Origin of the sequence: Shewanella marisflavi, assembly GCF_023283925.1 — a bacterium.
GTDB lineage: Bacteria > Pseudomonadota > Gammaproteobacteria > Enterobacterales > Shewanellaceae > Shewanella > Shewanella marisflavi.
This window is the reverse complement of record NZ_JAKIKX010000001.1, coordinates 202,018-227,023: the sequence shown is the minus strand read 5'-3', so window position 1 is coordinate 227,023 and position 25,006 is coordinate 202,018. Positions and strand designations below refer to the sequence as shown.

Annotated in this window: 19 protein-coding genes; 12 read left to right on the top strand and 7 right to left on the bottom strand. The window is 51.9% G+C overall.

Features of this window, described 5'->3' with window-relative positions:
• Positions 1 to 176: 176 nt before the first annotated feature.
• Positions 177 to 806 carry a hypothetical protein gene (locus L2712_RS01005; RefSeq protein WP_248976613.1) on the top strand — a complete coding sequence of 210 codons (630 nt, stop codon included), beginning with the start codon at positions 177 to 179 and terminating at the stop codon, positions 804 to 806.
• A gap of 412 nt (positions 807 to 1,218) precedes the next feature.
• Here L2712_RS01005 and L2712_RS01000 read toward each other — a convergent pair whose 3' ends face one another.
• Positions 1,219 to 1,626 (bottom strand): VOC family protein, encoded by a 408-nt coding sequence (locus tag L2712_RS01000; protein WP_346347557.1) that lies wholly within the window; start codon positions 1,624 to 1,626, stop codon positions 1,219 to 1,221.
• 143 nt (positions 1,627 to 1,769) lie between these two features.
• On the opposite strand from L2712_RS01000, the gene L2712_RS00995 reads away from it, so the two are divergent.
• Together L2712_RS00995 and L2712_RS00990 are read left to right on the top strand one after the other, a co-directional pair.
• Positions 1,770 to 2,030, top strand: coding sequence for a DUF5062 family protein (locus L2712_RS00995; RefSeq protein ID WP_033537811.1), 261 nt, complete (start codon positions 1,770 to 1,772; stop codon positions 2,028 to 2,030).
• Between the two features lie 125 nt (positions 2,031 to 2,155).
• Positions 2,156 to 4,747: a cation-translocating P-type ATPase gene (locus tag L2712_RS00990; protein ID WP_248976612.1), complete on the top strand. Its 2,592-nt coding sequence runs from the start codon at positions 2,156 to 2,158 to the stop codon at positions 4,745 to 4,747.
• Here the strand turns inward: L2712_RS00990 and L2712_RS00985 are convergent.
• The gene (locus L2712_RS00985) at positions 4,713 to 5,585 is read right to left on the bottom strand and encodes a universal stress protein (RefSeq protein WP_033537809.1); all 873 of its coding nucleotides are present in this window, start codon (positions 5,583 to 5,585) and stop codon (positions 4,713 to 4,715) included. The two genes, L2712_RS00990 and L2712_RS00985, sit on opposite strands and share 35 nt — an antisense overlap.
• Before the next feature lie 122 nt (positions 5,586 to 5,707).
• Here L2712_RS00985 and L2712_RS00980 point away from each other — a divergent pair, with 122 nt between their 5' ends.
• The gene (locus L2712_RS00980) at positions 5,708 to 6,901 is read left to right on the top strand and encodes a cation:proton antiporter (RefSeq protein ID WP_248976611.1); all 1,194 of its coding nucleotides are present in this window, start codon (positions 5,708 to 5,710) and stop codon (positions 6,899 to 6,901) included.
• A 61-nt stretch (positions 6,902 to 6,962) separates the two neighbouring features.
• Here L2712_RS00980 and L2712_RS00975 read toward each other — a convergent pair whose 3' ends face one another.
• The gene (locus L2712_RS00975; RefSeq protein WP_248976610.1) at positions 6,963 to 11,513 is read right to left on the bottom strand and encodes an ATP-binding protein; all 4,551 of its coding nucleotides are present in this window, start codon (positions 11,511 to 11,513) and stop codon (positions 6,963 to 6,965) included.
• Between the two features lie 120 nt (positions 11,514 to 11,633).
• Between L2712_RS00975 and L2712_RS00970 the strand changes: the two genes are divergently transcribed.
• Positions 11,634 to 12,545 (top strand): LysR family transcriptional regulator, encoded by a 912-nt coding sequence (locus L2712_RS00970; RefSeq protein WP_088905458.1) that lies wholly within the window; start codon positions 11,634 to 11,636, stop codon positions 12,543 to 12,545.
• 77 nt (positions 12,546 to 12,622) lie between these two features.
• On the opposite strand, the gene blaOXA is transcribed toward L2712_RS00970, so the two are convergent.
• Positions 12,623 to 13,339: a class D beta-lactamase gene (blaOXA, locus tag L2712_RS00965; RefSeq protein ID WP_248976609.1), complete on the bottom strand. Its 717-nt coding sequence runs from the start codon at positions 13,337 to 13,339 to the stop codon at positions 12,623 to 12,625.
• 416 nt (positions 13,340 to 13,755) lie between these two features.
• Between blaOXA and L2712_RS00960 the strand changes: the two genes are divergently transcribed.
• From L2712_RS00960 to L2712_RS00935, 6 genes are all read left to right on the top strand, one after another.
• Positions 13,756 to 14,904, top strand: a complete 1,149-nt coding sequence (locus L2712_RS00960; protein ID WP_033537805.1) for a C15 family peptidase — start codon at positions 13,756 to 13,758, stop codon at positions 14,902 to 14,904.
• Between the two features lie 57 nt (positions 14,905 to 14,961).
• Positions 14,962 to 15,519, top strand: coding sequence for a SprT family zinc-dependent metalloprotease (locus L2712_RS00955; protein ID WP_248976608.1), 558 nt, complete (start codon positions 14,962 to 14,964; stop codon positions 15,517 to 15,519).
• 151 nt (positions 15,520 to 15,670) lie between these two features.
• A complete protein-coding gene (locus L2712_RS00950) occupies positions 15,671 to 16,432 on the top strand; it encodes an endonuclease (protein WP_428619562.1) in 762 nt (253 codons plus the stop codon).
• A gap of 3 nt (positions 16,433 to 16,435) precedes the next feature.
• Positions 16,436 to 17,167, top strand: coding sequence for a 16S rRNA (uracil(1498)-N(3))-methyltransferase (rsmE, locus tag L2712_RS00945; protein ID WP_248976607.1), 732 nt, complete (start codon positions 16,436 to 16,438; stop codon positions 17,165 to 17,167).
• 40 nt (positions 17,168 to 17,207) lie between these two features.
• Positions 17,208 to 18,155, top strand: a complete 948-nt coding sequence (gshB, locus tag L2712_RS00940; protein ID WP_248976606.1) for a glutathione synthase — start codon at positions 17,208 to 17,210, stop codon at positions 18,153 to 18,155.
• 12 nt (positions 18,156 to 18,167) lie between these two features.
• On the top strand, positions 18,168 to 19,652 hold the full coding sequence (locus L2712_RS00935) for an alkaline phosphatase (protein WP_248976605.1): 1,485 nt from the start codon (positions 18,168 to 18,170) through the stop codon (positions 19,650 to 19,652).
• A gap of 9 nt (positions 19,653 to 19,661) precedes the next feature.
• Here L2712_RS00935 and L2712_RS00930 read toward each other — a convergent pair whose 3' ends face one another.
• The 3 genes from L2712_RS00930 to L2712_RS00920 are packed head-to-tail and all read right to left on the bottom strand — an operon-like array spanning position 19,662 to position 23,710.
• A complete protein-coding gene (locus L2712_RS00930; RefSeq protein WP_248976604.1) occupies positions 19,662 to 22,091 on the bottom strand; it encodes a putative bifunctional diguanylate cyclase/phosphodiesterase in 2,430 nt (809 codons plus the stop codon).
• A gap of 52 nt (positions 22,092 to 22,143) precedes the next feature.
• On the bottom strand, positions 22,144 to 23,307 hold the full coding sequence (locus L2712_RS00925) for a hypothetical protein (protein ID WP_033537800.1): 1,164 nt from the start codon (positions 23,305 to 23,307) through the stop codon (positions 22,144 to 22,146).
• Positions 23,291 to 23,710: a hypothetical protein gene (locus L2712_RS00920; RefSeq protein WP_346347559.1), complete on the bottom strand. Its 420-nt coding sequence runs from the start codon at positions 23,708 to 23,710 to the stop codon at positions 23,291 to 23,293. Before L2712_RS00920 ends, L2712_RS00925 begins: the two co-directional genes overlap by 17 nt.
• A gap of 202 nt (positions 23,711 to 23,912) precedes the next feature.
• Here L2712_RS00920 and L2712_RS00915 point away from each other — a divergent pair, with 202 nt between their 5' ends.
• Positions 23,913 to 24,941, top strand: a complete 1,029-nt coding sequence (locus tag L2712_RS00915) for a methyltransferase (RefSeq protein ID WP_248977053.1) — start codon at positions 23,913 to 23,915, stop codon at positions 24,939 to 24,941.
• Positions 24,942 to 25,006: the final 65 nt, after the last annotated feature.

Here is a 25,006-nt window from a genome sequence, read left to right as displayed (position 1 = left end):
CTACAATGTCACTCTCAACGAAATGTGGCTCACCTCGGCGCTAGCAATTACTCTGGTAATAGTTGTTCCGGCAATTGCTAGAAAACGTATAGGGTAAATCATGGTCTCGCGCCGAACACCTAACAAACAGCGGCAGAGAGACAGCCAACGCTGGGCATTAGCCATCAAGGAGAGTTATGCGTAAAGCCTTATCGTTTCTACTTGGATTAGCAATGCTAATAGGTATTGCTTGGGGTGGGTATTGGATAGTATCTCAGATTTGGGGACAATTTAAGTCTTTAGACTCAAAGGTTGCTTTGGCCGCTATTACTGCGTTTACCACCGTTACGGTATCAACTTTGACGGTTGTTTTGGGTAAGTACTATGAGCGTAAAAAAGATATTGAAGCACATTATCGTGAGAAGAAAACAGAGATCTACGATGAGTTTCTGAAAGAATTTTTCAAAGTGTTTTATTCAGAACATGAGGATGAATCAGAGCAAAAAAGTCTTGTAGATTTTTTGCGCGAGTGGCAGCGAAAAATGGTTCTTTGGGGTGGGCAAGATGTTCTCGTAAAGTATATCAAGTGGATGACGCACCTCAAAAAAGGTAATCCTGATGCGGATTCGATATTTCTAATGGAGGATTTCTTTAGAGAAATTCGTAAAGACATTGGCCATAAAAACAATAAACTAGAAAAAGGTACATTTGCGCACTTAATACTTCAGAATGCTGAGCTCTTTATTCAAATGGCAAAAGAAAATCCAAAAGTAACGTTAGATGATTTATCAAAAAAAGAGAAAGAGCTGGAGCTGAATGGAAAGTGAAAGTGCAGGATGTGACTGGAGTGTCGATTAACTTAAAAGTTGATGCGTTGCAAGTCACCCTGCTTGAGTATAAATACCTAACAAACCGCTGACCATACATAAATGAATCTGAAACTGATGAAATAGGCCTAAAATTCTAACTCATTCTTGTCCAAAAATGACTTAGCTTTTAGAAGATGATGACGGCCAAGTGCGGTTCAATCGAAGAGATGGATAACTAGGTGTAAACATGCTTTTGGCCTTCGAAATCATGGATGATTTCGCAGAGCATCCAAGGATGGACTTGCTGCGTGCCAAAAGAATGTTTGCACGAAAGGCCTGCTGCCAAGCAATTCAAAACAGTTTCGGTTAACGCTACAAGTTAGTCATTTAAAATCAAAAATATCCCCAACTCGAGAATGAGGAGTCTCAGTTACTCCTTAGCCAACTTCAACTCCACCACATTCCCCTCTGGGTCATTGATATAGAGGGAGCGCCCAAACCCTTGGGCCCCATAACGTTTGGCAAACCCTTCGGTCGCTATGTCTTGCTCGGCGAGATAATCCAGTAGTGCCTGCTCCTCTATATGTTCGATAAGCAGACAGATATGGTCGACATTACGGCCATCTTGCACCGGTGGGCCACCGCCGAGTTTGCCCAGCTTACTGTCGCAGGTGACGATATCGATCAATGCCTTACCCGCTCTTAATTGGGTTAGTCCCTCATCGGCCAATTGCCGCTCGATGGGACAGCCCAGCACTTGAGTGTAAAAGTGCAACATGGCGTCTAGTCGTGTGGTGCGAAATACTAAGTGATCTATGCCGCTAACCTGAATCATCATTATCCTCATTGCGCTCAATTTGTTGTAATTATAGCCAGATGCGCAGTAGAGATGACACTTACAGCAAATTTACGCCGCTAACAGTATGTTCCCATCGGAAACTAAGGTAGTTTGAGGGTATCGCCGCTAATGGAGCCGAATCGATGAAACACGGGAAGCACGACGCACAACTGTTAAAACTGGCCCTGGAAATTGGCGTTGGCTACGCCAAGAAGCGTGGCTTTGCCGACTTTGAAAAGGGGATCTCCCCCAAAGATAAGGTAGAGTGCATCTACCGTCTGCTGGTGAAGGACAAATTGATCCAGCCCCTGGCACACGACAAGGAAGATGGCCCCAATATGAAACACAAGTTGATTCTATGGATCAACCGCCAATTACCAGAGGATCACCCCTTAAAAGAGTAATCTCGTCAAGATGTTGGCTCGCTTGGATTTGATCTTTATCAAGCCAAGCCCCGATTCCCAGCAACCCGGCGCCAGATGGGCTATAGATCTAGCATCACCTGAGGCAAAAACCACAAGGAGTTACTGTGGCCGGGCCGGGACTATCGAGTCAACAAGCAGATGACCGACTCAGGCAATATGGACCCAATTGCCTGCCTAAACCTGCAAGACTCAGCTTCGTACACCTGTTTATCATCCAATTTAAGAGCGCCTTCATCTATGTGCTGCTCGCGGCCTTTATCGTCTGTCTGCTGCTCGGCCAACTGCTGAACGCCATCTTTATCTTTGCCGTCTTAATGCTCAACGCCATCATAGGTACAGTACAGGAATACTCTGCCCAGCAAGCCGCCGATGCGCTGAGTGAGATGGTCCCCTCACAAAGCAAGGTGATACGCGATGGTCATCCCAAGATGGTCGACAGCCAGAGCCTGGTGCCCGGCGATTATGTCCTGCTCAGTAATGGCGATCGTATTGGCGCCGATATCAAAATCGAACAACATAACCAGTTTAAGGTGGATGAGTCGGCGCTCACCGGTGAGTCACTGGCGGTGGCAAAGACAGATCTGGCCTTTGCTGGCACCTTAGTCACCCATGGCCGCGCCGAAGGCGAAGTGGTTGCCACAGGTTCTCGCACCCAAATAGGTCAGATAGCCGACCTGGTGCACCAAGGCGGCAGTGCCAAGCCCCCTTTGATGCAGCGCATCGAGCGCTTTACCCTAATCATTGCCATCGCCACCTTGCTGATCATCGCGCTTATCTTCGCCCTGACCTTGCTGCGAGGCGCAGATCTCTCCCACGTATTCCTGCTTGGGGTCGCACTAGCAGTATCCGCCATTCCCGAGGGACTGCCTGCCGCCATCACGGTCGCCTTAGCTATCGGCATGAAACGTATGTCTCAGGCCAATGTCATTGTGCGCAAATTGGTTGCGGTAGAGTCCTTAGGTTCCTGCACCTATATCGCCTCAGATAAAACGGGCACCCTCACGGTCAACGAGATGACCATCAGCCAGATCAGCCTGCTTTCAGGCGAACGCTTTCACGTAGCAGGTACTGGGCTGTCGCCCTCAGGACTGGTGCACAAACATGGCCATGGCGTACCAGTATCACCCAGCCATGACCCCGAGCTGCACCGCTTGGCGCTCGCTGGCGTATTGGCTAACGAAGCTCACCTCTCTTTCGACGCGGATCAGGTTCATGCCGACGGTGATGGGGTAGATCTCGCCTTTCTTACCTTGGGCTATAAGCTCAATCTCGAGATGGATAAGGCCAAACAGGCGCCGCAAGAAAAGCTCTTTGCCTATGAGTCGGAAAACCAGTTCAGTGCCAGCATTAACCAGATAGATGGTGCCTCGGTGATCTCGGTGAAGGGCGCGGTGGAAAAGCTGCTGACCATGTGTCAGCTAACCCCTGAGCAAGTTAAAGCAGTGCATGATGAAACCCACTGGCTGGCTCAGCATGGCTACCGGGTATTGGCTCTGGCCAGTGGCCAGGTGAGCGACCCGCACCAACCGCTGCAAGGGCTTGAGTTTCTAGGCTTAGTGGCCATGAGCGATCCCCTTCGCGAAGACGCCATCACCGCAGTCGCACAATGTCGGCAGGCACAGATAAAAGTAGCCATGATCACCGGCGACCATCCGGTCACGGCACTCGCCTTGGCGCGTCAGCTCAAGCTAATCAAGGATCAAGATGGAGTGATCACTGGCGAGCAGCTAAGCCAGGCTCAGCAGCACAGTGTCAGCGAGTTCGATAACCTGGTCGCAAATCACAGGGTATTTGCCCGGGTTCAGCCCAGGCAGAAGATGGAGATCACCGAGTCCTTGATTCGTCAGGGAGAATTTGTCGCCATGACAGGTGATGGGGTCAACGATGCACCAGCGCTGAAACACGCCCATGTGGGGATAGCAATGGGCCTCAAGGGTACAGATGTGGCACGTGAGAGCGCCGATCTGGTGCTTACCGATGACAAGTTCAGCTCTATCGTCAAAGGGATCATCGAGGGGCGCATCGTCTACAACAATATCCGCAAGGTGATCTATCTGCTGATCAGTACCGGCGCCGCCGAACTGCTCCTGTTTATCTTAAGCGTGCTGTTTGCTCTGCCTATTCCCCTGTTCCCCTTGCAGATCCTCTGGCTCAATCTGGTCACCAATGGGGTACAGGATGTCGCGCTGGCCTTCGAGCCCGGCGAGGGGCATGAGATAGATCAGCCACCGCGCAAACCCAGTGAGCCTATCTTCGACCGCCTGATGCTAGAAAGGCTAATCGTGAGCGCGCTATGGATGGGGCTTGTGGCCTTCGCCCTCTTTTCATTGTTACTCAACATGGGTAGCAGCGAGGTCGAGGCTCGCAACCTCACCCTGATGTTGATGGTGCTGTTTGAGAATGTACATGCCCTCAATAGCCGCTCAGAGCACAACTCGTTGCTACGGATGCCAATGCTCAGCAATCCCCTGCTACTGTTTGGCATAGTGTTAGCGCAAGGGATACATATAGGTGCCAGTTATACGCCTGGACTCAGCCAGGCGCTGGGAATAAGCCCCATAGGGCTAGGACAGTGGCTGATACTGCTGAGCGCCGCATCGACGCTGCTGTTCATCGATGAATTTCACAAGCGTCTCTGGCGTCAGCAGCATAAGCTCAAACTTAGGCAGGCAGAAGCTGATCGTCAGCTGGAATGATCAGCACATTGCTGCGAATGCGGTTCAACATGGCCTCGGCGGTGTTACCGATAACCATGCCCATCAGGCCCTTGCGCTGACGGGCACCCATCACCAGATAGGCCGCCTTGAGGCGACAGGAGAGTTCATAAAGACAGAGATCAGGGTCTCCTGCCAAGAAATGCACATGATCCTGATGCAGGCCAATATCGTCCAACTGCGCCTGATACCTGTGATAGGCCTCCTTGACCAGGGTGCGGGTATCGATCAGGTCCATGTCTCTTAGGATCTTGGGCACCCTGATGATGTAGGCAAGATGCAGCTGACAGTCCATGGCCTCTGCCAATTGGCGACCATGCTGAATGACACACTGGTTTAGCTTCTGCTTGATGGGGTTATCGCTACCCAGGTCCACCGCCATCAGCACGGTTTTTGCCCGCTGTAGCGGATTATCACACAGCAACATCAAGGGGATCCTAACATGGCGGATCAATTGCCAGTCCATCGGCAGGTAGTGTTCCTTGTTATGCACTGCCTTGACCATTAAATCGAAGCCATGACGAATGGAGTGATGACAGGCATGCTCAAACAGATCTTTAGTCCAGACACTATGCACCGCCACATCGTCTGCCTTAAGCGCCTTAAGCTTAGCGGCGATCTCATCGCTGCGCTGACTCATCAACGCTACCTTGGCAGCGGCACCCAACCTGGGGTTATAGTGTTCCTTACCCGCGAAGGATTCATAGCTGTAGGCAAACACCTCAGCCTCCTTCTCAAGCCCCTTGGCCAAGGCGATCCCCTTTTCAATCGCATCAGCTTGTTCCTCGGCTTTCTGGGAAATAATAAATACCTTGTCCATGGCTACCTCCTGTCGATGAGTCTTCATTTGAGCTTAGTCACACTGTACAGCTTGCGCCTTGATCTCGGTCATCAAAATGACCAAGATCACATTATCACCCTTTTCAGGGAGTCGAGCCTGCCATGGCCATAGATAACTTCGTCTTGTCCCTGTTTTTAATTCTGCTCTTCGGTCGCCTACTGGGCGAGGCCTTTAAGCGGCTGCAACTGCCCGCCGTCGTCGGCGAGATCACCGCCGGTATCCTTATCGGTCCCAGCTTACTGGGCTGGATTGCCCCCCACGAGACCCTGGCCGTTATGGCAGAACTCGGCGTGATCTTGCTGCTCTTCTCTATTGGCTGCGAAACCTCGGTCAAACGTCTCTTCCAAGCCGGAAGCAGCGCCGTCGGCGTCGCCCTATTGGGGATCGCCATACCGGCAATCGTTATCGGCTGGGTCAGTCTTGCCTACCTGGAGCTTCCTGGCTTTACCGCACTCTATCTGGGCTGCGCGCTCACCGCCACCAGTATAGGGGTCTCGATGCGGGTGATGGCCCAAGCAAAGCGCTCCCAGAGCCGGGAAGGTCATATCATTTTAGGTGCAGCGGTGATCGATGACATTGCTGGTGTGATATTGCTCAGCCTGCTGTTTAATTTCGCCAGTTCAGGCGAGGTGGGACTTATCCCCAGCGGCTTGCTGATCCTCAAAATCGGCGCCTTTCTGTTTCTGGCTCCCCCCTTGGCACGCTTACTCCTGTATCTGTTTCGAGCCATAAAACCGAGAGAGGAGGAAACTGGCTATGAAGCAATCATCACCATGATCCTCATCTGTCTGTTTGCCTGGCTGGCACATGCCCTGCACGCTCCCGCACTACTCGGCGGCTTCGTGGTAGGCCTGGCACTGAGTCGCCAATTTATCTCACCACTTAATCGCTACCTAAAAAACCCCTTCTCCTTCACCCACGAGATGGAGGTCGAATCTAAACCCTTAGTGGATATCTTCGCGCCGATTTTCTTCGTCTACGTGGGGATCAGCTTAGATCTAAGTCAGATAGACCTAGGCTGGTCAGGGATGTTAACCCTGCTGATGTTGTCACTACTGGCTATAGCGACCAAGGCTATGGCAGGGTTCAATGTACCCGGCTCGCTGCGCAGCAAGGCGATTGTTGGTAGTGCCATGGTTCCCAGAGGCGAGGTAGGACTGGTGTTTGCCGAGATGGGGCTGCAGATGGGGGTCATCTCCCCTAAGCTATTCACCGAGCTGGTGCTGATTATCGCCATCACCACTTTGGCCGGCCCGCTACTACTCAAGTGGGCACTGGCAAGTGACAGCAAGTAATCTAAATTACAGGCAAAAAAATACCCGCCATTAGGCGGGTATTGAGATTCAATCAGGCTAGTTAGACAGGAGAGACTACGAAGAGGAGTTCACCCTGCGAAACCTGCTGACCATTGCTGTTCAGGATACGCTCGATGCGATACTGCTTGTCCTCTGGGTAGAGCACGGCGCCTTGGCGGTTGAAGCCAGCCAGTGTCACCTGAGAGAACATCTTCATCGCTTCGGTCAGTGCCAGTGTCTGATCCACAGTCACTATGTCACCTTCCTTCACGAAGTCAGCTTCACCAGGCGCTGGTGAGGTATAGAAGATACCCGCACCTTGAGCCAGTACCTTAAGCTCGTTACTCTCGCCCACACGCAGCGACTCGGTATCGACGCCCACAGTCTCGGCGGCAGCTTCCATCTCGGCGATCAGCGCAGGAATATCCAGCTCAGCCATGAAGCGTGGCAGATAGTTAGTGTCGTACACACCTTCGTTAAAGGTGCCATCTTTCAGGATGCGAGTTAACAATGGAATGTTAGTCGCAATACCTTTAATCACTACCTGATTAGCCAGGTAATCATGCAGCTTGTTGATCACATCTTCACGGCTTTCACCACGGCAGATGATCTGTGCGATTAGGCTGTCGTAGTATGGTGAAACCTCTTTGCCTTCACCGGCAATTGAGATGATCTCGATATCGTCACGCTCTGGGATCACACACTCTGTGATAACGCCAGGATGCGGTAGCAACTGAAGCACACCATTGCTATCCAGCGCGGCCTTCTCGGCGGTCACACGTACTTCGATGGCATAGCCAATCTCTTGTGGCTCGAGATGTTCGATAGAGCGGCCAGCGGCGATGTCGAAGCCTGCGCTCACGATGTCGATACCTGAGGTCGCCTCGGTCACAGGGTGTTCAACCTGCAGACGTGTGTTCATCTCCATGAAGTAGACTTCGTTGGCATCCAGGTTGTAGATGAACTCTACGGTACCTGCACCCATGTAGTCTGTGGCGTCACCGAGGGCGCGGGTGTATTCCATCACCTTCTGCTTCAGCTCTTCAGGCAGCATGGTTGAGCCAGACTCTTCGATCACCTTCTGGTTGTTACGCTGTACCGAACAGTCACGCAGACCCAGTACCTTAGTATTACCAAACTTGTCACGCAGCAACTGGACTTCGATATGACGCAGTGAGGTCACATACTTCTCTAGGTAGAGGTCACCGTTACCAAAGGCCGCAGCCGCTTCGGTAGAGGTCTTCTGGAACAGAGAGATCATATCTTCTGGACGTTGAACGACCTGGATCCCCTTACCGCCGCCACCTTGTACCGCTTTAAGCAGCACTGGGTAGCCGATTTCGTTGGCCACGTTCACCGCCTGCTCGGCGTTAGTCAGAATACCGTGGCTACCTGGTACCACAGGTACATTTTGCGCCTGCGACGTCTTAATCGCATTCGACTTGTTACCCATGGTGGTCATGCTGTGTACGCTAGGACCAACGAAGTTAACGCCGTTATTCACACACAGAGCCGCAAACTGCGGGCTTTCCGACAGGAAGCCGATACCTGGGTGCAGCGCGTCGACCTGCTCATATTCGGCGACCTTCAATACCGAGTAGGCGTTGAGGTAACTCTCGTCTGAGGTGTTACCACCGATACAGACCAGTTTGTCGTTTTCGTTCAGCATGTCGGCCGGTACTGAGGTCATGTCAGGATCTGACGCTACCAGTACCACCTTGATGTTATTGTCGTGAGCCTTGCGGATCAGTTTCACCGCAGTACAACCACGAGCGTGTACCAGAACCTTGTCAATCGGCTTCATCAGCTGACGCGGATCGTCCTGTACCAACTCTTCCTCTGTGATCAACATCTCTGGCACTAGGGTCGAAATGGCGTTACCAATCACATCAACGACCTTAGCCGTTGGCTTAGGCATCAGCGGATCGATACTGCTTAGCTGATCGTCGATAGTGTCGCTAAATGGGTTGGTAACAAGGGCGTTCATGGCGCCAGGTACCTTAGACAGATAGTTCGACAGGGTAGAAGTAGACGGCAGATACGCAGGGACAACCATCTGACCCGCGAACGGCATGTTGGTACCAGAGAAGTAGTAAGTCTGTACTAACGGGTGAGTCACGAAGCTCGCCTGTGCACCACCAGTACAGTCACCGAAACCAAACATCAATACCGGCAATTCGTTATCACGAACGAAACGGGTAATACGGTCGTTTACTACCGCCATAGAGAAGAGCGCCGCAGCACCTTCTTTGGTCTGCATACCACCTGAGCTGATAAAGCAGATCACAGGCAGCTTACGCTTAGCACACTCGATTAGCAGCGCAGAGAACTTCTCGGCAGAGGCCATATCGAAGGCACCGGCCTGGAAGGCAGTGTTAGACACTGCCACACCGACGCGCATGGTTTGTCCCTGATACTCGAAATCAGCAGTACCAGTGATCAGACCGCAAGGACGGATACCCTTGTCTAGCGCGTCTTCGATAGAGAGACGGAAGCCAGGGAAGTTCAGCAGATTAGCCGACATCTTGTCGCCGTTTAGCTCTTCAAACTCGCTAAAGAACTTGGCAATCACATTTTCCCAGCTCATCTTACCGGCGCGTTTCTCGTCACGCAGTACCTTCTGGATCAGCAGATCCTGATAACCCATGGTCAAACGGTTCCAGAAGTCTTTACGACGACCGATACGAACCGGGTTGATGGCACCCGTGTACTCACTGCTCTCCTCTTCGCTAGCGAAGTATTCAGGCAGCAGACGCTCAAAGAAGTAAGTCAGGATAACGAACAGAGAGTCGTTAAGCTGAGGGAAACCAACACTCTTCCACTGCTCGGTTTTGGTGAGCAGATCGGCGCGGTTAGACTGAGACATGAAGTACTTCAGCCACTTATAGAACTTGTTCTTATCGTTGGCGGTATCTTGCTTAGAGATAGCGCGGTCGATTGAGTCATGCAGCAGGCTGTCAACTGAGGCGCGTGACAGGCTCTTAGACATCATGGCTTCTTTCGCGATAGAGGCAAGGTTGCCCACAACGTTGTCGTATAGCGCGTTGAAGATCAAGATGTTATAGCATTGCCAGATGAAGTCCTCGCGCAGCTCTTCGTGCACGATCACATCCAGTACCGTCAGCTGGTTCAGCTCAGGCCAATCTGCCTGAGTGACTTCGTCTGGGAGACTCTCAAGATAGTGGATCAGCCCCTTGAAGTTGTTCTCGGCGTTGCTCTTCCATCTGTGGTACAGCGACCAACCGATGTTGAACAACAGCGCCTTACGGGCCTTCTTATAGTTCTGCTTCGGCTCACCTAAGATGAGGCGAGTCAGCATGTTACGCTCGGTAGAAACTTCGTCACGCTTGGAGGTAAAGTTGCTCCACAGCTTGTTAAGTTCTTCGTCGTATACCAGCTTATCAGGGCTAGATAACCAAGACTGGAATACCTTGTCCTGCTCTTGCTGAATACGCGCCAGCAGATCACCTTCAGGCACACTCACCTTAGACAGGCGACCATACTGATCCTGTGAGATCGAATGGATACGGCTACGCAGCGTAAGGTAACGCAGGTAACGGTATGAGCTACCAAACAGGTTAAGGTGCATAGTTGGGTTGTTAGCCACCGACAGCTCAGCGTGATGCTCAAGCGCTTCCAGGTTCTTAGAAGGATGGAGGAAACGGTTCAGACTGCGATCGTAATGTTCGCGCAGATCCTTAGATTCGCGAACAAATTGCACCGCCGCATGCTCAACGGCCTCGATGCTGCTGATAATGGCGCGGCGCAGGTTGTGCTGGCGCTCATCTTTATCAGATGGTGAGAAATCGATAATGCCATCGATACAACCTGAGGTGTATAGCTCTTCTGGTGACACACCTACCGACTTAGCACATTCCTGCCAAGAGAGGTTGTACTTACGCGCGATGCTTTGCAGACCCTGTGGCTGAATGGTGTTGAAAATACCGTCACGTAGCGACAACAGGATGTTAGCAGCGGCCAATGGGATCGCACCGCCAGAATAACCGGCGCCGATAACGATACCGACTGTCGGTACGTCAACGTTAGCACTCTCGGCAATCGCCTTAGAGATAGAATGCGCCTGGTTTTGGCTGTTGGCTATCTCACCCGCATCGGCACCCGGTGTGTCGATGAGGTAAACGATAGGCATAGAAAGTTCGGCAAAATGACGAATGGCCGTGCAGGCCGCCAGGTGATGCTCTGGCATCCAGGCACCGTTACTTGTGGTGCGCTCTTGGGCGATAAAACCGATGCGGCGAGTACGAGATCCAAAGTTCAGTTCAATCTCGGCACTATAGAAAGGCCCCATATGTTTTTCGACAATTAACTTGCCTTTAAGATCCGCAATCACGCGCTTAGCGCCTGGGCGGCCCTTATCTAAGGTAGGCTGAATGACTTTGGCCACATAGCCATCAACATCCAATTGCTCTAACTCTTTTAAGTTAGCTTGAATATCGTCGTCGCTAAGCAGACCTTTTATCTGCTGTGAAAGACTTTGCTTACTGTGCTTAGGAAACAGCGAAAAATCCTGAGCCAAATGTTCGGCTTGAAGAAAAAGCGGATCGGCTGTTTGAACCTGAGTCGTGTTTGTGGGCTGATTGTTGCTGGTCATCAATAGATCCTCTGCTTTAGCCTCTAAAATTTTTAGCCAATAAATATAGCTTTGTTATAGGGTCAAATGCTATTAAACTGGCTTAGACGCTTTGTTCCATATTTGAGACAGTGATAAATAATGCCAGATTTAAACGGTATGATGCTCTTTGCTGCAGTCGTTCGCGCCAAGGGGTTCTCCCAGGCAGCTCGTAATACGGGCATGCCAAAATCAACCATAAGTCGTAAGGTGGCTCAGCTCGAAGAGCAGCTCGGTGTGCGCCTGTTACAGCGTGACACCCGTAATCTTAGCCTGACTCAGGTTGGTGCGCTTTTTTATCAGCACTGCAGTAGTATTAGCGATGAAATCGAGGCTGCCAAGGCAACCATTGAAAATACTCACAACGACGTCTCAGGTTCACTGCGTATCGCCATACCAGTTTCCTTCAGCCAGGAGCTGATAGCCAACCTCTGTAGCAGCTTTATGCGCCTCTATCCCAACGTGGACCTCGACGTCCAGTTTACCGATAACGATGTGGGCTTGGTCGGTGAAGGTTATGATATCGCCATCAAGTATGGCCCGCTGCAATCCTCTGATCTGGTCGCCCGTCTACTACTGGAGCGCCAACCTATATTGGTGGCTAGCCCTGGCTACTTAAAGGCCAACGGCACCCCTGCAACACCTCAGGAGTTAAGTGAGCACAGCGGTATCTTGCTGGGAACCTCGCGCTCTGCGCCCATCTGGCCCTTGGGCAAGGGGGATCGCAAAACCATGGTCAACTTTAAACGTAAGGTTAGGGTGAACAGCGCCATCATGGTAAAACAACTGGTATTGGACGATTTTGGTATCGCCATGTTGTCCAACTCTGTGTGTAAGAATGAGCTGGCAGGTGGTAGCCTGGTACCACTGCTGCAGGAGTGGCCGATAGAACCCTTTAAGGTCTATGGTGTGTATTCCAGTCGCCGCCAACTGGCCACCAACATCAGCGTCTTTTTAGACTTCTTCACCAAACGTTTCAGCAGCCATGAATCACTGCAATCTATGATGATGTAAGTTTTAGTATCGGAAGGTGATAGTGCTGATAAGGCAGGGAAGCTTACCGCCTTACCACCTTTAAGCCATTAAGCCCCTCACATCCAGCCCTTAGCCTTAAGAAGCTGCTTCACCACCTGCTTGCGTAATGCCAGATCTTTATCTGTGGTGATATCCATATTCATGGCGAAGAAATAAGTGTTCTCCTCTCGCTCCAACCAGCCAACCCACCAGCCAAGTTTCTGGGCATTACGCACGCCATAGCCCGTCTTGGCTCTTAGCACCCAATCGCCGTTGGCCTCGTTGAGCATCATGGTCTTAACGATACGCTGACTGCGCTCGGAGACTGGCAGTTGATTGTGATAGAGGCGCCTTAAGAACTGCACCTGCTGTTGCGCGCTGATAGCCAGCTCACCATCGAGCCAGAAGCTATCGAGTCCGCCGCCAATATTAGCGTTGCCATAATTGAGCTTAGCCAATCCCTGAGCCATACGTTTATCACCCAGCTGCAAAGCCAGTTTCTGATAGATGGGCACCACGGAATACTTCATCGCATCAATAAAGGAATGGTCACGGTTCCAAGGGCTATAAGCACGCTTAACCCCATCCCAGGCAAACCGACTATGCTCATCTTTTACTATCCCCGCCTCAAGCAGCAACAGACTATGGGGTATCTTAAAGGTTGAGGCGGGAATATAGGCATGCTGGCTTCGGGCAAAGTCGTTGGTCAGCACTCTGCCCTGTTTATCGTCCAGCAGCACCATGACGCCTTTCGCCCCCAAGGCGTCGAAGGCTGACTGTATCTCTCGGTCCACCTTTATATCTTCAGCCACCATTTTCGACTCAGATATCATCCCAGGCTCTGCCGCCACTGCGATGCCACCCCAGATAAAAAAGGCTAAACTAAGCCACCGTAGAGACTTCCTTGTTGCAGCTAATGTCATCGACACTTCCCCCAAATAATCGCCACTGCATCATCTGATGCTTCATTAAATGCTATAAGCAAGTCTAACAACTCCTGCTACCGCCATGAGGGCAAACTCATGGCGATTTGTGTCAAGAATCTGGCATTTTATCAAGCCATCTCAAGTCTTTATTTGCGACCTGATGTCGTGCATACTCAGTTGTTGACTATAATAAATTCAAATTGATAACCGCCCTGAGCCATCATTGCCCAATATGCTCCACCACGAGTGTTAAGGGTGAGAGGTTTTTGCAAAGGAACCATGTCATGCGTAAAACAGCCATAGCCCTGGCGATGACCAGCTTACTGAGTAGCAGCGCCTTCGCCAGCCTGGATCTTGAGGAGCTACGCCTGCCCAAGGCAACACAGGCCATACCCGATGTCGTCAATCGCTATCAAGCCCTGGTCGATAACTTAGATGAAAAGTATCGCCAGCAAAAAGATGAACTCATCATGACAAAGATGGTGGCCCATCAAGGCGAACGTCTCTGGCAACAAGCGGTCAGAGATGTGCAATCTGGCGGTCAGGATGACAGGCCCCTTTATTGGAGCCGACTGGCGATGAAGAAGACCCTTAAAAAGTCAAAGCCCGCCTATAATATGGCCGACTGGCAACGCAGCATATTGCTCAAGGCCGTTGAAAAGTCCTCTCGAGGTTTTAGCGACATTCATTTCGATGACGACAGCCAGATCCGCATTCTGCTGACCGGCTTCGATCCCTTCTTCCTCGATCGCAACATAGATCAGAGCAACCCCTCGGGATTAACGGCTCTGGCATTAGACGGCTACAAATTCACTGTCGATGGCAGAAAAGCTCAAATTGAAACCGTGATGATCCCGGTTCGCTTCGCCGACTTCGACCAAGGGATCATCGAATCCCTGCTGACTCCGGTTTATCGAGAAAAGAGCGTCAACGCCATCTTCACCGTCAGTATGGGACGAGACGACTTCGATCTGGAACGTTTCCCAGGCCGTAACCGCAGCGCCGCAGCGCCCGATAATCTCAATGTGCTCACTGGTGCCTCAGCCCAGTCGCCAAAGGCACCTATGTTTGATGGTAAGCCCCTCTATGGTCCTGAATTCGTTGAATTCTCGCTGCCGGTTGATGCCATGCAGTCGGTCAAGGGCAGATGGAAGATCAATGACAACCACACAGTCACCACCCTATCACGGGGTGAGTTTGACGCCAGCTCACTGGCCGAGTTGCAAAATGCGACCTCGGTCAATGGTTCGGGCGGTGGCTACCTCTCGAATGAGATCTCCTATCGCGCCGTACTGCTCGGCCAACGTTTTAACAGCCCTATCAAGGTCGGTCATATTCACACCCCAAAGGTGAAAGCCTATGAGGCAGATACTGAGATGGCGATAGTGGAACAGGTCAAGGAGATGGTCAAAGCCGCTGCGACGCGGCTATAATGGCAAGCCTTAAAGACGCCCGCTAACCCGGCGGGCGCCAATAACCTTGACCCGAGTATGTTTCGACCACTTCAATCCCTGTTTGCCCCACCCCGCCATAAAAAGGCCGTCTCCCAAGATGCGCTGAATAGCGATCAACAGGCGATAGTTAAGACCGTAGAAGATTGTTACCTGCTGGCTGAAAGACAACTTGGCCGCCGCTTTCCCCGCCCAGAGATCAACTTTAAACTTAGAGGCAAGAGCGCAGGCACTGCCCATCTGCAGATCAACAAACTCAGGTTTAACCCTGTCTTACTCGCGGAAAACCCTCAGGTCTTTATCCAACAGGTCGTGCCCCATGAGATCTGCCACCTGCTCGCCTATCAGCTCTATGGTCGGGTAAAGCCTCACGGCAAGGAGTGGCAGGCATTGATGGTCAAACTTTATGGCCTGTCCCCCAGTACCACCCACAGCTTGAATACCGACTCGGTCGCGGGTAAAACCTACAATTACCGTTGCCAGTGCGGCGTAGTGCCACTTTCCATTCGGCGACACAATAAGGTACAGCGCCAGCAGACCCAATATCGCTGTCGCCGCTGTAACGAAACGCTCAGCCGAGTGCAGGGCGAGTCATAATGAATCCAGCTTAACTTGCCTGATCTGAGTCGATTCCCGTAGAATCGGCATCGATATCGGTGCAGGCACCGAATAGCATCGTCGCCACCAAGCCAGCCAACCATAGAGCCAGGCAGAGATAGGCGGCGAACGTTTATGCTTTATTTAGGGAATTAATGTGCTTACTACCTCTTTTGGTGTGAGGCCGCTGCTGCGTGGCGTTTTAGCGCTGCTGGCGCTCGGCCTTTCTACAGGCGCCCTCGCCTCTCACCCCAGTAGCTTTAACCAGGCCAAACAGGTCGCCCGCAACATCTACAGCCAAGAGCTACCAGCCAAGAGCTTCTATTGCGGCTGTGATATACAAATATCTGGCAAGCTTTGGCAACCCAATTTTCAGGGCTGCGGCTATCAGGTACGTAAACAGGAGAAGCGCGCCAGTCGTATCGAGTGGGAACATATCGTCCCGGCTTGGGAGTTTGGTCATCAGCGCCAATGCTGGCAACAAGGTGGCCGTAAAAACTGCGGCAGGACAGATAAACAGTTTAAGAAGATGGAGAGCGACCTGCACAACCTGGTGCCCGCCATCGGCGAGGTCAACGGCGATCGCAGCAACTACCGCTTCAGTCAATGGAATGCTAAGCCGCAGCAATATGGTCAATGCGCCATGGTGGTAGATTTCAAAGGCAGAAAGGTGGAGCCCCCCAGCCATACCCGTGGCCAAATAGCACGCACCTATCTCTATATGCAGCAGGCCTATGACCTTAAGATCGCCAAAAGTCAGTTAAAACTATTTCAGGCATGGGATAAAAGCTATCCAGTTGATACTATTGAATGCCGAAGAGACCAGGCCATCGCGGCCAAGCAGGGTAATCACAACCCCTTTGTCCAGGCCCAGTGCCAAAAACTGACAAATACCCAAAGTATCGCGGAGTAGAGCATGAGAATTCCAAGGATCTATCAGCCAGGTGACTATGATTGCCAGCAAACCCTGATGCTGGACGATGAAGCTGCCGGCCACGTCGGCCGTGTGCTGCGTATGGGCGAAGGCGAGCAGCTCGAACTCTTTAATGGCGACGGCCACAACTATTTGACCGAGATCGTCGCTGCCAGCAAGAAAAACGTCGAAGTGCGGGTCCTCTCAAAGGCGATTAACGACAATGAGTCTCCCCTAAACTTGCATCTGGGTCAGGTGATCTCCCGCGGCGATCGCATGGACTTCACCTTGCAGAAGTCGGTTGAACTGGGGGTCAATACTATTACCCCGTTGTTCTCTGAGCGCTGCGGCGTGAAGCTAACCGGCGAGCGACTGGAAAAGAAGATCCAGCAGTGGCAGAAGATAGTGATCAGTGCCTGCGAACAATCTGGACGTAGCACAGTGCCTCAGGTCAGGCCCGCCATGCATTTGGCCGATTGGTGTGCAGAGCCGACCCAGGCGCTAAAACTGAATCTGCATCCCAGAGCGGCCCATGGCATCCAAGGGCTGTCGATGGAAACCGACAGGGTACGCCTGTTGATCGGCCCAGAAGGCGGCTTGTCGCCACAGGAGATCGCGATGACAGAAAACTTCGCCTTTACCGATGTCTTGCTTGGGCCGCGCGTACTGCGCACCGAGACTGCGGCCTTAACGGCGATAAGCGCACTACAACTGAAATTTGGCGATCTGGGCTAAAGGCCCGGCTCCCTTCGCATTAACCATAAGGAAAGATGAGATGATTAAGCTTGGCATAGTGATGGATCCCATCAGCGACATCAACATCAAGAAAGACTCCAGCTTCGCCATGCTGATGGCGGCGCAATCGCGGGGCTACGAACTTTACTATATGGAGATGCAAGATCTGGCCATGGTAAACGGTGTGGCCATGGGCAATATGCGTCGACTCAGCGTGCAACAAGATCCCCAAAGCTGGTATCAACTCGAAGAAGCCGTGGATACACCACTGGCCGAACTTGATGTGATCTTGATGCGTAAAGACCCGCCATTCGATACCGAATTCGTCTACGCCACCTATATGCTGGAACGTGCCGAAGAGCAAGGCACGCTGATCGTCAACAAGCCCCAAAGCCTGCGTGACGCCAACGAAAAGCTGTTTACCGCCTGGTTCAGTGAATTTACCCCTGACACTCTGGTGACCCGCGATGCCCAGCGCATTCGCGCTTTCTATCAAGAGAAAGGCGACATTATCTTAAAACCCTTAGATGGCATGGGCGGCAGCTCTATCTTTAGAGTCAAGGCGCAAGATCCTAACCTTGGGGTGATCATCGAAACTCTCACCAATCATGGCCAGCAATATGCCATGGTCCAGGCCTTTATTCCCGACATCACTGCCGGCGACAAGCGTATTTTGGTGGTCGATGGCGTACCTGTGCCATACAGCCTGGCGCGCATCCCACAAAAAGGGGAAACACGGGGCAACCTGGCCGCCGGCGGTCGTGGTGTGGCTCAACCATTGTCTGACAGTGACTGGGCCATTGCCAACGCTATAGGCCCAGAGCTGAAAAAGCGCGGACTGATCTTCGTCGGCCTTGATGTGATAGGCGACAAGCTCACCGAGATCAACGTGACCAGCCCGACCTGTATTAAAGAGATCGAGGCCGCCTTCGATGTGGATATCACCGGCATGTTGATGGATGCCATCGAAGCGCGTGTCGCCCGTTAAACTGGAGACCAAATGAAGTTAACCCGTTTACTCAGCCTAGTTTCACTATCGGCCGCGCTGCTTTCCGGCAGTCTCTGGGCCGATAGTCTGCTGGGCCCGCAGTCGGCGCCGAGCCGTCCCAAGAATATCGTGATCATGGTTGGTGATGGTATGGGGCCCGCCTACGTCAGTGCCTATCGTTACTATCAAGATAATCCCAATACTCAGGAGATAGAGCAGACGGTATTTGACCGCTTGCTGGTTGGCAACGCCAGCACCTATCCGGCACCAGTCAGCGGCTACGTCACCGATTCGGCGGCCGCCGCCACGGCGCTGGCAACCGGGGTTAAGACCTACAATGGCGCCGTCTCGGTCGATACCGACAAACGTCCAGTACCAACCCTAATGGAACTGGCGAAAAAACGTGGCATGAGTACAGGGGTTGCCGTGACCAGCCAGATCAACCACGCGACCCCAGCCGCCTTTTTAAGCCATAACGAGAGCCGCCGTAATTACGAGGCTCTGGCAGAAAGCTATCTAAACACTGATGCCGATGTCATGCTCGGCGGCGGTCAGCGCTATTTCTCCGACAAGCTGATCAAGCAGTTCGAGGCTAAGGGTTATCAGGTGCTTAAAGATGCCGCGCTGCTAGATAACGTGACCCAACCTAAGGTGATGGGGCTATTTGCCGATGTACAACTTCCTTGGGCCATAGATGAGCCTGAAGCCAGACGGTTGAGCACCATGACAGCCAAGGCGCTCGAACTTCTCTCGCAAAATGAGCAAGGCTTCGTGTTACTGGTTGAAGGCAGCCTCATCGATTGGGCGGGTCACAACAACGATATCGCTACCGCCATGGCTGAGATGCATGAATTTGCCAGCGCCATCGAGGTGGTCGAGCAATATGTGCGTCAGCATCAGGACACCTTATTGGTGATCACCGCCGACCACAACACGGGAGGCTTATCTATTGGCACCCAGGGCGAGTACCGCTGGGACAGCCAGGTACTGCGTGATATAGGTGCCAGCCCTTCACGCATCGCCGCGAAAGCACTGGCCCAAGACGAGTGGCATACAGGCCTGAGTGAATTGCTTGGCTTTACGCCAAGCGCTGAGGAGTTCAACACCCTAGATAGTGCCAGAATGCAGGGTGAAAAAGTATTGACCACCCAGCTCAAGAAGCTTATCGACCAGCGCTCAAACACGGGCTGGACCACGGGTGGTCATACAGGCGTAGATGTTCAGGTCTTTGCCACAGGGCCTGCCTCACCGCTCTTTGCCGGTCATCAGGACAATACAGATATCGCCAATAAACTGATTAGCCTATTGCCTAAGATGCCCAAGCCTAAAGCAGAGGTAAAATTGCCTGCAAAACCAGCCTCAGAAGTAACGCCTACAGAGGAAACGCCTGCTCAAAACGAGGAAAATGGTGAGCTACAGCAAGCCAAAGACCTACTGAGCGAAGGCGCCGAAAGTCAATCTGCCGCACCAGTCACCCAGGTCGATAATCAAGCCTAGATGACAGATTCAGCTCCCCTGCCTGACCAGCTTAGGCTGGGGAGTTTGATTCACTGGCCACATGCGGGTGTACTCAATTTCGCTAAGCACCTTGAAAACAGAAGTCACATCCATGGGGCGTGAGAAGTAGTAGCCCTGACCTAACTCACATTGCTGGCAACTCAAATACTGCGCCTGCGGCTGAGTTTCAATGCCTTCGGCAACCACCTGTCGGCCGAGATTGTGGGCCAATTCGATAACCGTAGTGATGATATGAGCATCAGCCTCATCGTCGAGCACATTAGCAGTAAAGCTGCGATCAATTTTCAATAGATCGAACGGCAGCTGCTTAAGATAGCTCAGTGACGAGTAGCCGGTACCAAAATCGTCGATAGCAATCTTAACCCCCAGCGACTGAAGCGACTCCATGGCTGCCATCGCACTTTCCACCTGCTCTATCACGCTCTCCTCTGTCACCTCAAACACCAGTGACTGCGCCGAGATATCATGCGCATCCACCTCTTGGCGCACCACGTTGAGCAGATCGGGGGCGAGAAAGTGTTTCGCCGACAGGTTAACGGCAATATAGAGTTCAGACCAACCAGCTGACTTAAACTGAGCGATCAACTCCGCCGCCTTGCGGATCACATAATTACCCACATGAATAATCGCTTCACTATGTTCGATGTCGGGAATAAAGTCCCCCGGCATGATGAGCCCCCGCTCAGGATGGAACCAGCGGATCAGCGCCTCGAACCCTTTCAGCTTCGCCTCACGAAGTTCGACGATAGGCTGAAGGAAGAGCACCAGTTGCTCCTCATTAATGGCCGCTTCTATGCTTTGCTCTATCATTAATCGGTTGTTCGCCTGATTCAGCATCTCCTCGCTGAACACCCGATAATTGCTGCGTCCGGCACTTTTGGCCTGATACATTGCCAGATCCGCATGTTGTATTAGCTCTTCGGCTCGCATATGCGGCGAAGTGCAGTAGGCCAGGCCAATACTGGTGGTCACAATTAGCTTATGACTCCCCAGCACCACAGGATGTTGCAGGGCAGAAAAGATCCTATGGATCACATTGCTGACCTCCTGATCATCCCGTACCATCCTGAGCAAGATCAGAAACTCATCGCCTCCCTGACGAAACACGGTATCCATCTCTCTTACGCTATTGATTAACCTGGCGGCGACTATCTTGAGCAATTCATCCCCCTGGATATGGCCCAGGGTGTCATTGATCCGCTTAAATTCATCCAGATCCAGAAACATCAGCACAACGCAGTCGTCCTCGTTGGCGATACAGGCGATAGCCGTCTGTAGCTCATGGTTCAACATCGACTTATTGGGCAAGCCGGTCAGGGTATCGAGCATTGCCAGACGCTCTAACTCATGGGTATATTCATCCACCTCGCTTTCAAGCCCCTGCATATTGTCGGCCAGCTGGCGAGTGGCCTGGTGAATAAGATCCACCTCATCGGGAAACAGAGAAGGCTTTCTCGGCAGACTGGCACGTACGCGGGCAAAGTCATGATCCGCCAGTAGGGGCAACAGGCTGGCATGGTGGGCTAAGCTAAGTACCGGTTTCCAGGCGACCAGCATCACCAGCCCAGCCGCCAAGATGAGGCCCACCAGCAAGGTCCCCACTAACCCCAACTGGAAACTAGAGAGCACGAGTTGCCACTGATCCAAATTCATCAACACCACTATCGTCGGCGCGTTAGCCACCTGATCCAGTGGAAAAGACCACACAGCCCAGCGACTGCCTTGATAGTCGTAGATCTCATCGCCCAGGGAGATCTGCTGCCAGGAATAATTATCGGCCATATGACTTAGCAAGCTGAAACTGCTAGGGCGATTACTGATGCTATAGAGATGACGCCCCCATAAGGGCCCAGGCTCGGCTTCGGGTTTCTGTGTACCCAACACTGCTAGCTCAATAGATCTGTCAGTACGAAAATGGCTGATCACTTCGGTCAGGGCGGACTCAAAGAAAAACAGATGAGGCTTGGAATTAACCAGAGTGGGGACCAACACCTGGATCGCACACTCCTCAATACAGACCACTCTTGAAGAGAGTTCATAAGAGATGTCGCTGTTTAGCAGCCAGTTGAGATCATCCTCCGAGTTGGGCTCGCCTGCATGAGCTAGCCGATCACCATCCAGGCTATAGAGCCCAAACCTTTTCAAGTCCCAGTAGAGCTGTACATCTGGCCAGTTTTCACTCAGCAGCAATTGATAACCTTCGGCACCGTCATCCCCTTTCGCGTTGGCGACAAAGCCCAGCTGCATCGCCGCCTGCAGCGAATGCTCTACCGCAGTGCTTAAGGAATAAGAGAGGCTTTGGGCCAGCTTATCGCGCTGAGCTTCGAGTAATACTTTCTCCTGATTAAGTAGCTGTCGATAAGCCAGGGTACTGATGGCCGCACCGACAACTGTGAGGATCAAAACGACAGCTATCATCAGCTTCCATTTGATACTCACGAAACGATTTGGGTGGTTCACTATCATGGTGTCACCACTGGAACTTATAGGAGAGTTCAATGGCAAACAGTGACCAATCCTTATCTTGCGTCTCAGGATTAGGTCGCAAAATAGGGGTCACCCAACCACCGCCACGCACCCAGTGATATTCGGCCTCCAGCATCCAGTCTTTTGCAGGTAACCAGCGCGCTCCTAATGTCCAGTCGTTGGCATAGCCAAAATGAGCCGGTAAGCCCCCTGCGGGCAGATCTTTGCCATCAGGGTCATCCTCATCCCTCACTTGACGATCGTAACGGAGAAAGAGTTCCACATCGCCCGGCAGATAGCCGCGTACATCCAGATAATACCCATAACCTCTGACCTCATAGGTACCTGCTCCAGGCCGAACAAAGACCCCGTCAATGTCGCGATCAAAATGCAGGTATTCCGCTGTAAACTCAAGAAAGTCAACTCGATACTGGGCCGAAACAATCAAGTGTTTAGAGCGCAAGCTACCATCGCTAAAGGGACCTTCCTGGTAAGCATCAAAAGCACTCTTAGCATCAAAATAGGTTAGCCCTAGACGCAAACTGTCATCCTGATACTCTATGTCCGACCCCCAGTAGCCATCGGCATCGAAGTCTCCATAAGTCTCTGAGCCCAGAACATTACGATTCAAATCATCCGAGGTCTGAGCATCCCCTAAGGTCAAGTGCCATTCAATCGAACCATCGAACACAGGGTGACGGCCAAACAGCTCACCACCGGTGATATGCAGCAATGAATCGCGAAAAAAATCACTATAGACAGATTGGGGCAACAAGATGCCTGGCCGGGTAAAGGAAACATCTCGGGTGCTGGTATAGAAGCCGGCCTCACTCTTAAACAGCCCCCCCCTGGCTCCGAGGTAGCCTTGTTTCAACGTAAATTTATACTCGGCAAACAGATAATCAGCAGCAAGGCCCGATTCATCTAAAGTCCCCCAATGACGATAACGCGCCGCACCAGCCAAACGAAAGTGCTCATCCGGATTCCAGGAGAGGTGCAGCGCCGCCTCAGTCACATCAAAGGTATCGCCGGACTCACCAACAATAAATTCGCTCCCGTCGGCGCTAATATAGCCCTGACCAATGAAACCATTTAACTGCCACTGATCGGCAAACGCCGGCCCCATGAAAAGTGCCAGCAGGCATAGGCTACTAATGCTCGGCTTCATCTTGTCCTCCTTGACTCTGCTCACTCACCTCAATCGCTTGACTCTCGTCGCTCCCCGATACATAGCCTATAGCACCAGGCGTTTTGGCGATCCGTGCACGCATCTCTGCCTCAGAGGCTAAGGTGGTTGGTCGCTCACCGATCCCGGAAAATACCAGCCGATCCCAACGATGACGCAGCACATAGGGCATCAACTCAAGCTGCTGATAACAAAACTCTTTATGTATAGGGGAATCGCTGGGTAAGACAAAGACCTTAATCTTCTGTCCATCGGGCCAGTACAGCTTCTGCATGGCAAAGATCAACTTGAGCTCTTTAGGGGTGAGATCTGTGGCATCAACGGAGTCGTTAACAATCACCTGAGCCGCGAAAAGGTTGGCGCAACATAAGCTCAATAAGCACATCCATGTCGACACTCGTCGCATTTCCGCTCCTCTAATCCCCATTCACCTTGTTGATGCGGCAAATCTCACATAACAAAGGATATTTATTGTCTAATGAAATATAGCTTAGGCAAGATTTAGCCAACTGGCATAATAAATGTTACTGATAATCTAGGGGCTTAGGCTATAATTGCCGCAAATTCTCTATTATCTTGTGGTTTTCGTGCTCTCTAATCCGTCTCAAGTTGTCCTTAGAAACATTGAACTATTTGAATCAAAAAACGTTTTACTCATTAATCATGAGTGCGATCTATTGGCAACGGCATTGCTGGAGACGGCCGATAAAGTCACTACATTAGCCCTAGATTTTAACCACTATCAGCAGGTCAAAGGCCATGAAAATGCCCGATTATCCTGTCACTTCGGCCACCAGCTGCCAAAAGAGCAAGTTTTCGATGCGGTAGTGCTGTTTTACCCCAAGTCGAAAAGCCTGGCGCCTTATCTGCTTAACTTGGCGGCGAACCATCTTCAGCCAGGCGGTGACCTGATCATTGTGGGCGAAAAGAAGGGCGGTATTCGCTCTATCACCAAACAACTGCCTAACTATTTCGAGCCGGGCATCAAACGCGACAACGCTCGCCACTGCATGCTTTATACCAGCTCGCTGCAAACTGCAGCCCCGGCTATCTCGCTTAACGATTGGGTCAAGCGCTACACGCTAGTGACACCTCAGGGTGAACTGACCATCTGCAATCTGGTCGGCGTCTTTAGCGAGAAACGCCTCGATGAGGGCACTGAGCTCTTACTGCAACATCTGCCGACGCTCAAGGGGCGGGTACTGGACTTTGGCTGTGGCGCCGGGGTGATCACCGCAGCGCTGCTCAAGGCGAACCCGACACTTAAGCTCGAATGTGTCGATATCAACGCTATGGCGCTCGCCTCCTGTGAACTCACCCTAAAGGCCAACGACATGCAAGCCAAGGTCTATGCCTCTGATGGTTTGGCGCAAACACAAGGGAAGTTCGATGCCATTATCTCCAACCCACCATTTCACGATGGCCTGGACAGCACCACAGAAATAGCGACTCGCTTTGTGCAGGAGAGCGAGGCCCAGCTCAATATCGGCGGTGTTTGGCAGATCGTTGCCAACCGTCATCTCCCCTACGCTGACACTATCGCCAAGTTTTTCAACGAGGTAAATGTGACAGCCGAAAACAACAGGTACAAGGTCTACGCCAATCAAAAGGCGTGATGACTTTAGCAACTATTGGCTAATCTGTTATTTATAGCCGGTCTTACCCGGCTTTATCGCGCCAG

Bases quoted from the DNA above. Each gene is read 5' to 3' on its own strand.
- L2712_RS01005 (WP_248976613.1), top strand. From the start codon at position 177: ATGCGTAAAGCCTTATCGTTTCTACTTGGATTAGCAATGCTAATAGGT.
- L2712_RS01000 (WP_346347557.1), bottom strand. From the start codon at position 1,626: ATGATGATTCAGGTTAGCGGCATAGATCACTTAGTATTTCGCACCACA.
- L2712_RS00995 (WP_033537811.1), top strand. From the start codon at position 1,770: ATGAAACACGGGAAGCACGACGCACAACTGTTAAAACTGGCCCTGGAA.
- L2712_RS00985 (WP_033537809.1), bottom strand. From the start codon at position 5,585: ATGGACAAGGTATTTATTATTTCCCAGAAAGCCGAGGAACAAGCTGAT.
- L2712_RS00980 (WP_248976611.1), top strand. From the start codon at position 5,708: ATGGCCATAGATAACTTCGTCTTGTCCCTGTTTTTAATTCTGCTCTTC.
- L2712_RS00975 (WP_248976610.1), bottom strand. From the start codon at position 11,513: ATGACCAGCAACAATCAGCCCACAAACACGACTCAGGTTCAAACAGCC.
- L2712_RS00970 (WP_088905458.1), top strand. From the start codon at position 11,634: ATGCCAGATTTAAACGGTATGATGCTCTTTGCTGCAGTCGTTCGCGCC.
- L2712_RS00960 (WP_033537805.1), top strand. From the start codon at position 13,756: ATGCGTAAAACAGCCATAGCCCTGGCGATGACCAGCTTACTGAGTAGC.
- L2712_RS00955 (WP_248976608.1), top strand. From the start codon at position 14,962: ATGTTTCGACCACTTCAATCCCTGTTTGCCCCACCCCGCCATAAAAAG.
- rsmE (WP_248976607.1), top strand. From the start codon at position 16,436: ATGAGAATTCCAAGGATCTATCAGCCAGGTGACTATGATTGCCAGCAA.
- gshB (WP_248976606.1), top strand. From the start codon at position 17,208: ATGATTAAGCTTGGCATAGTGATGGATCCCATCAGCGACATCAACATC.
- L2712_RS00935 (WP_248976605.1), top strand. From the start codon at position 18,168: ATGAAGTTAACCCGTTTACTCAGCCTAGTTTCACTATCGGCCGCGCTG.
- L2712_RS00930 (WP_248976604.1), bottom strand. From the start codon at position 22,091: ATGATAGCTGTCGTTTTGATCCTCACAGTTGTCGGTGCGGCCATCAGT.
- L2712_RS00925 (WP_033537800.1), bottom strand. From the start codon at position 23,307: ATGAAGCCGAGCATTAGTAGCCTATGCCTGCTGGCACTTTTCATGGGG.
- L2712_RS00920 (WP_346347559.1), bottom strand. From the start codon at position 23,710: ATGTGCTTATTGAGCTTATGTTGCGCCAACCTTTTCGCGGCTCAGGTG.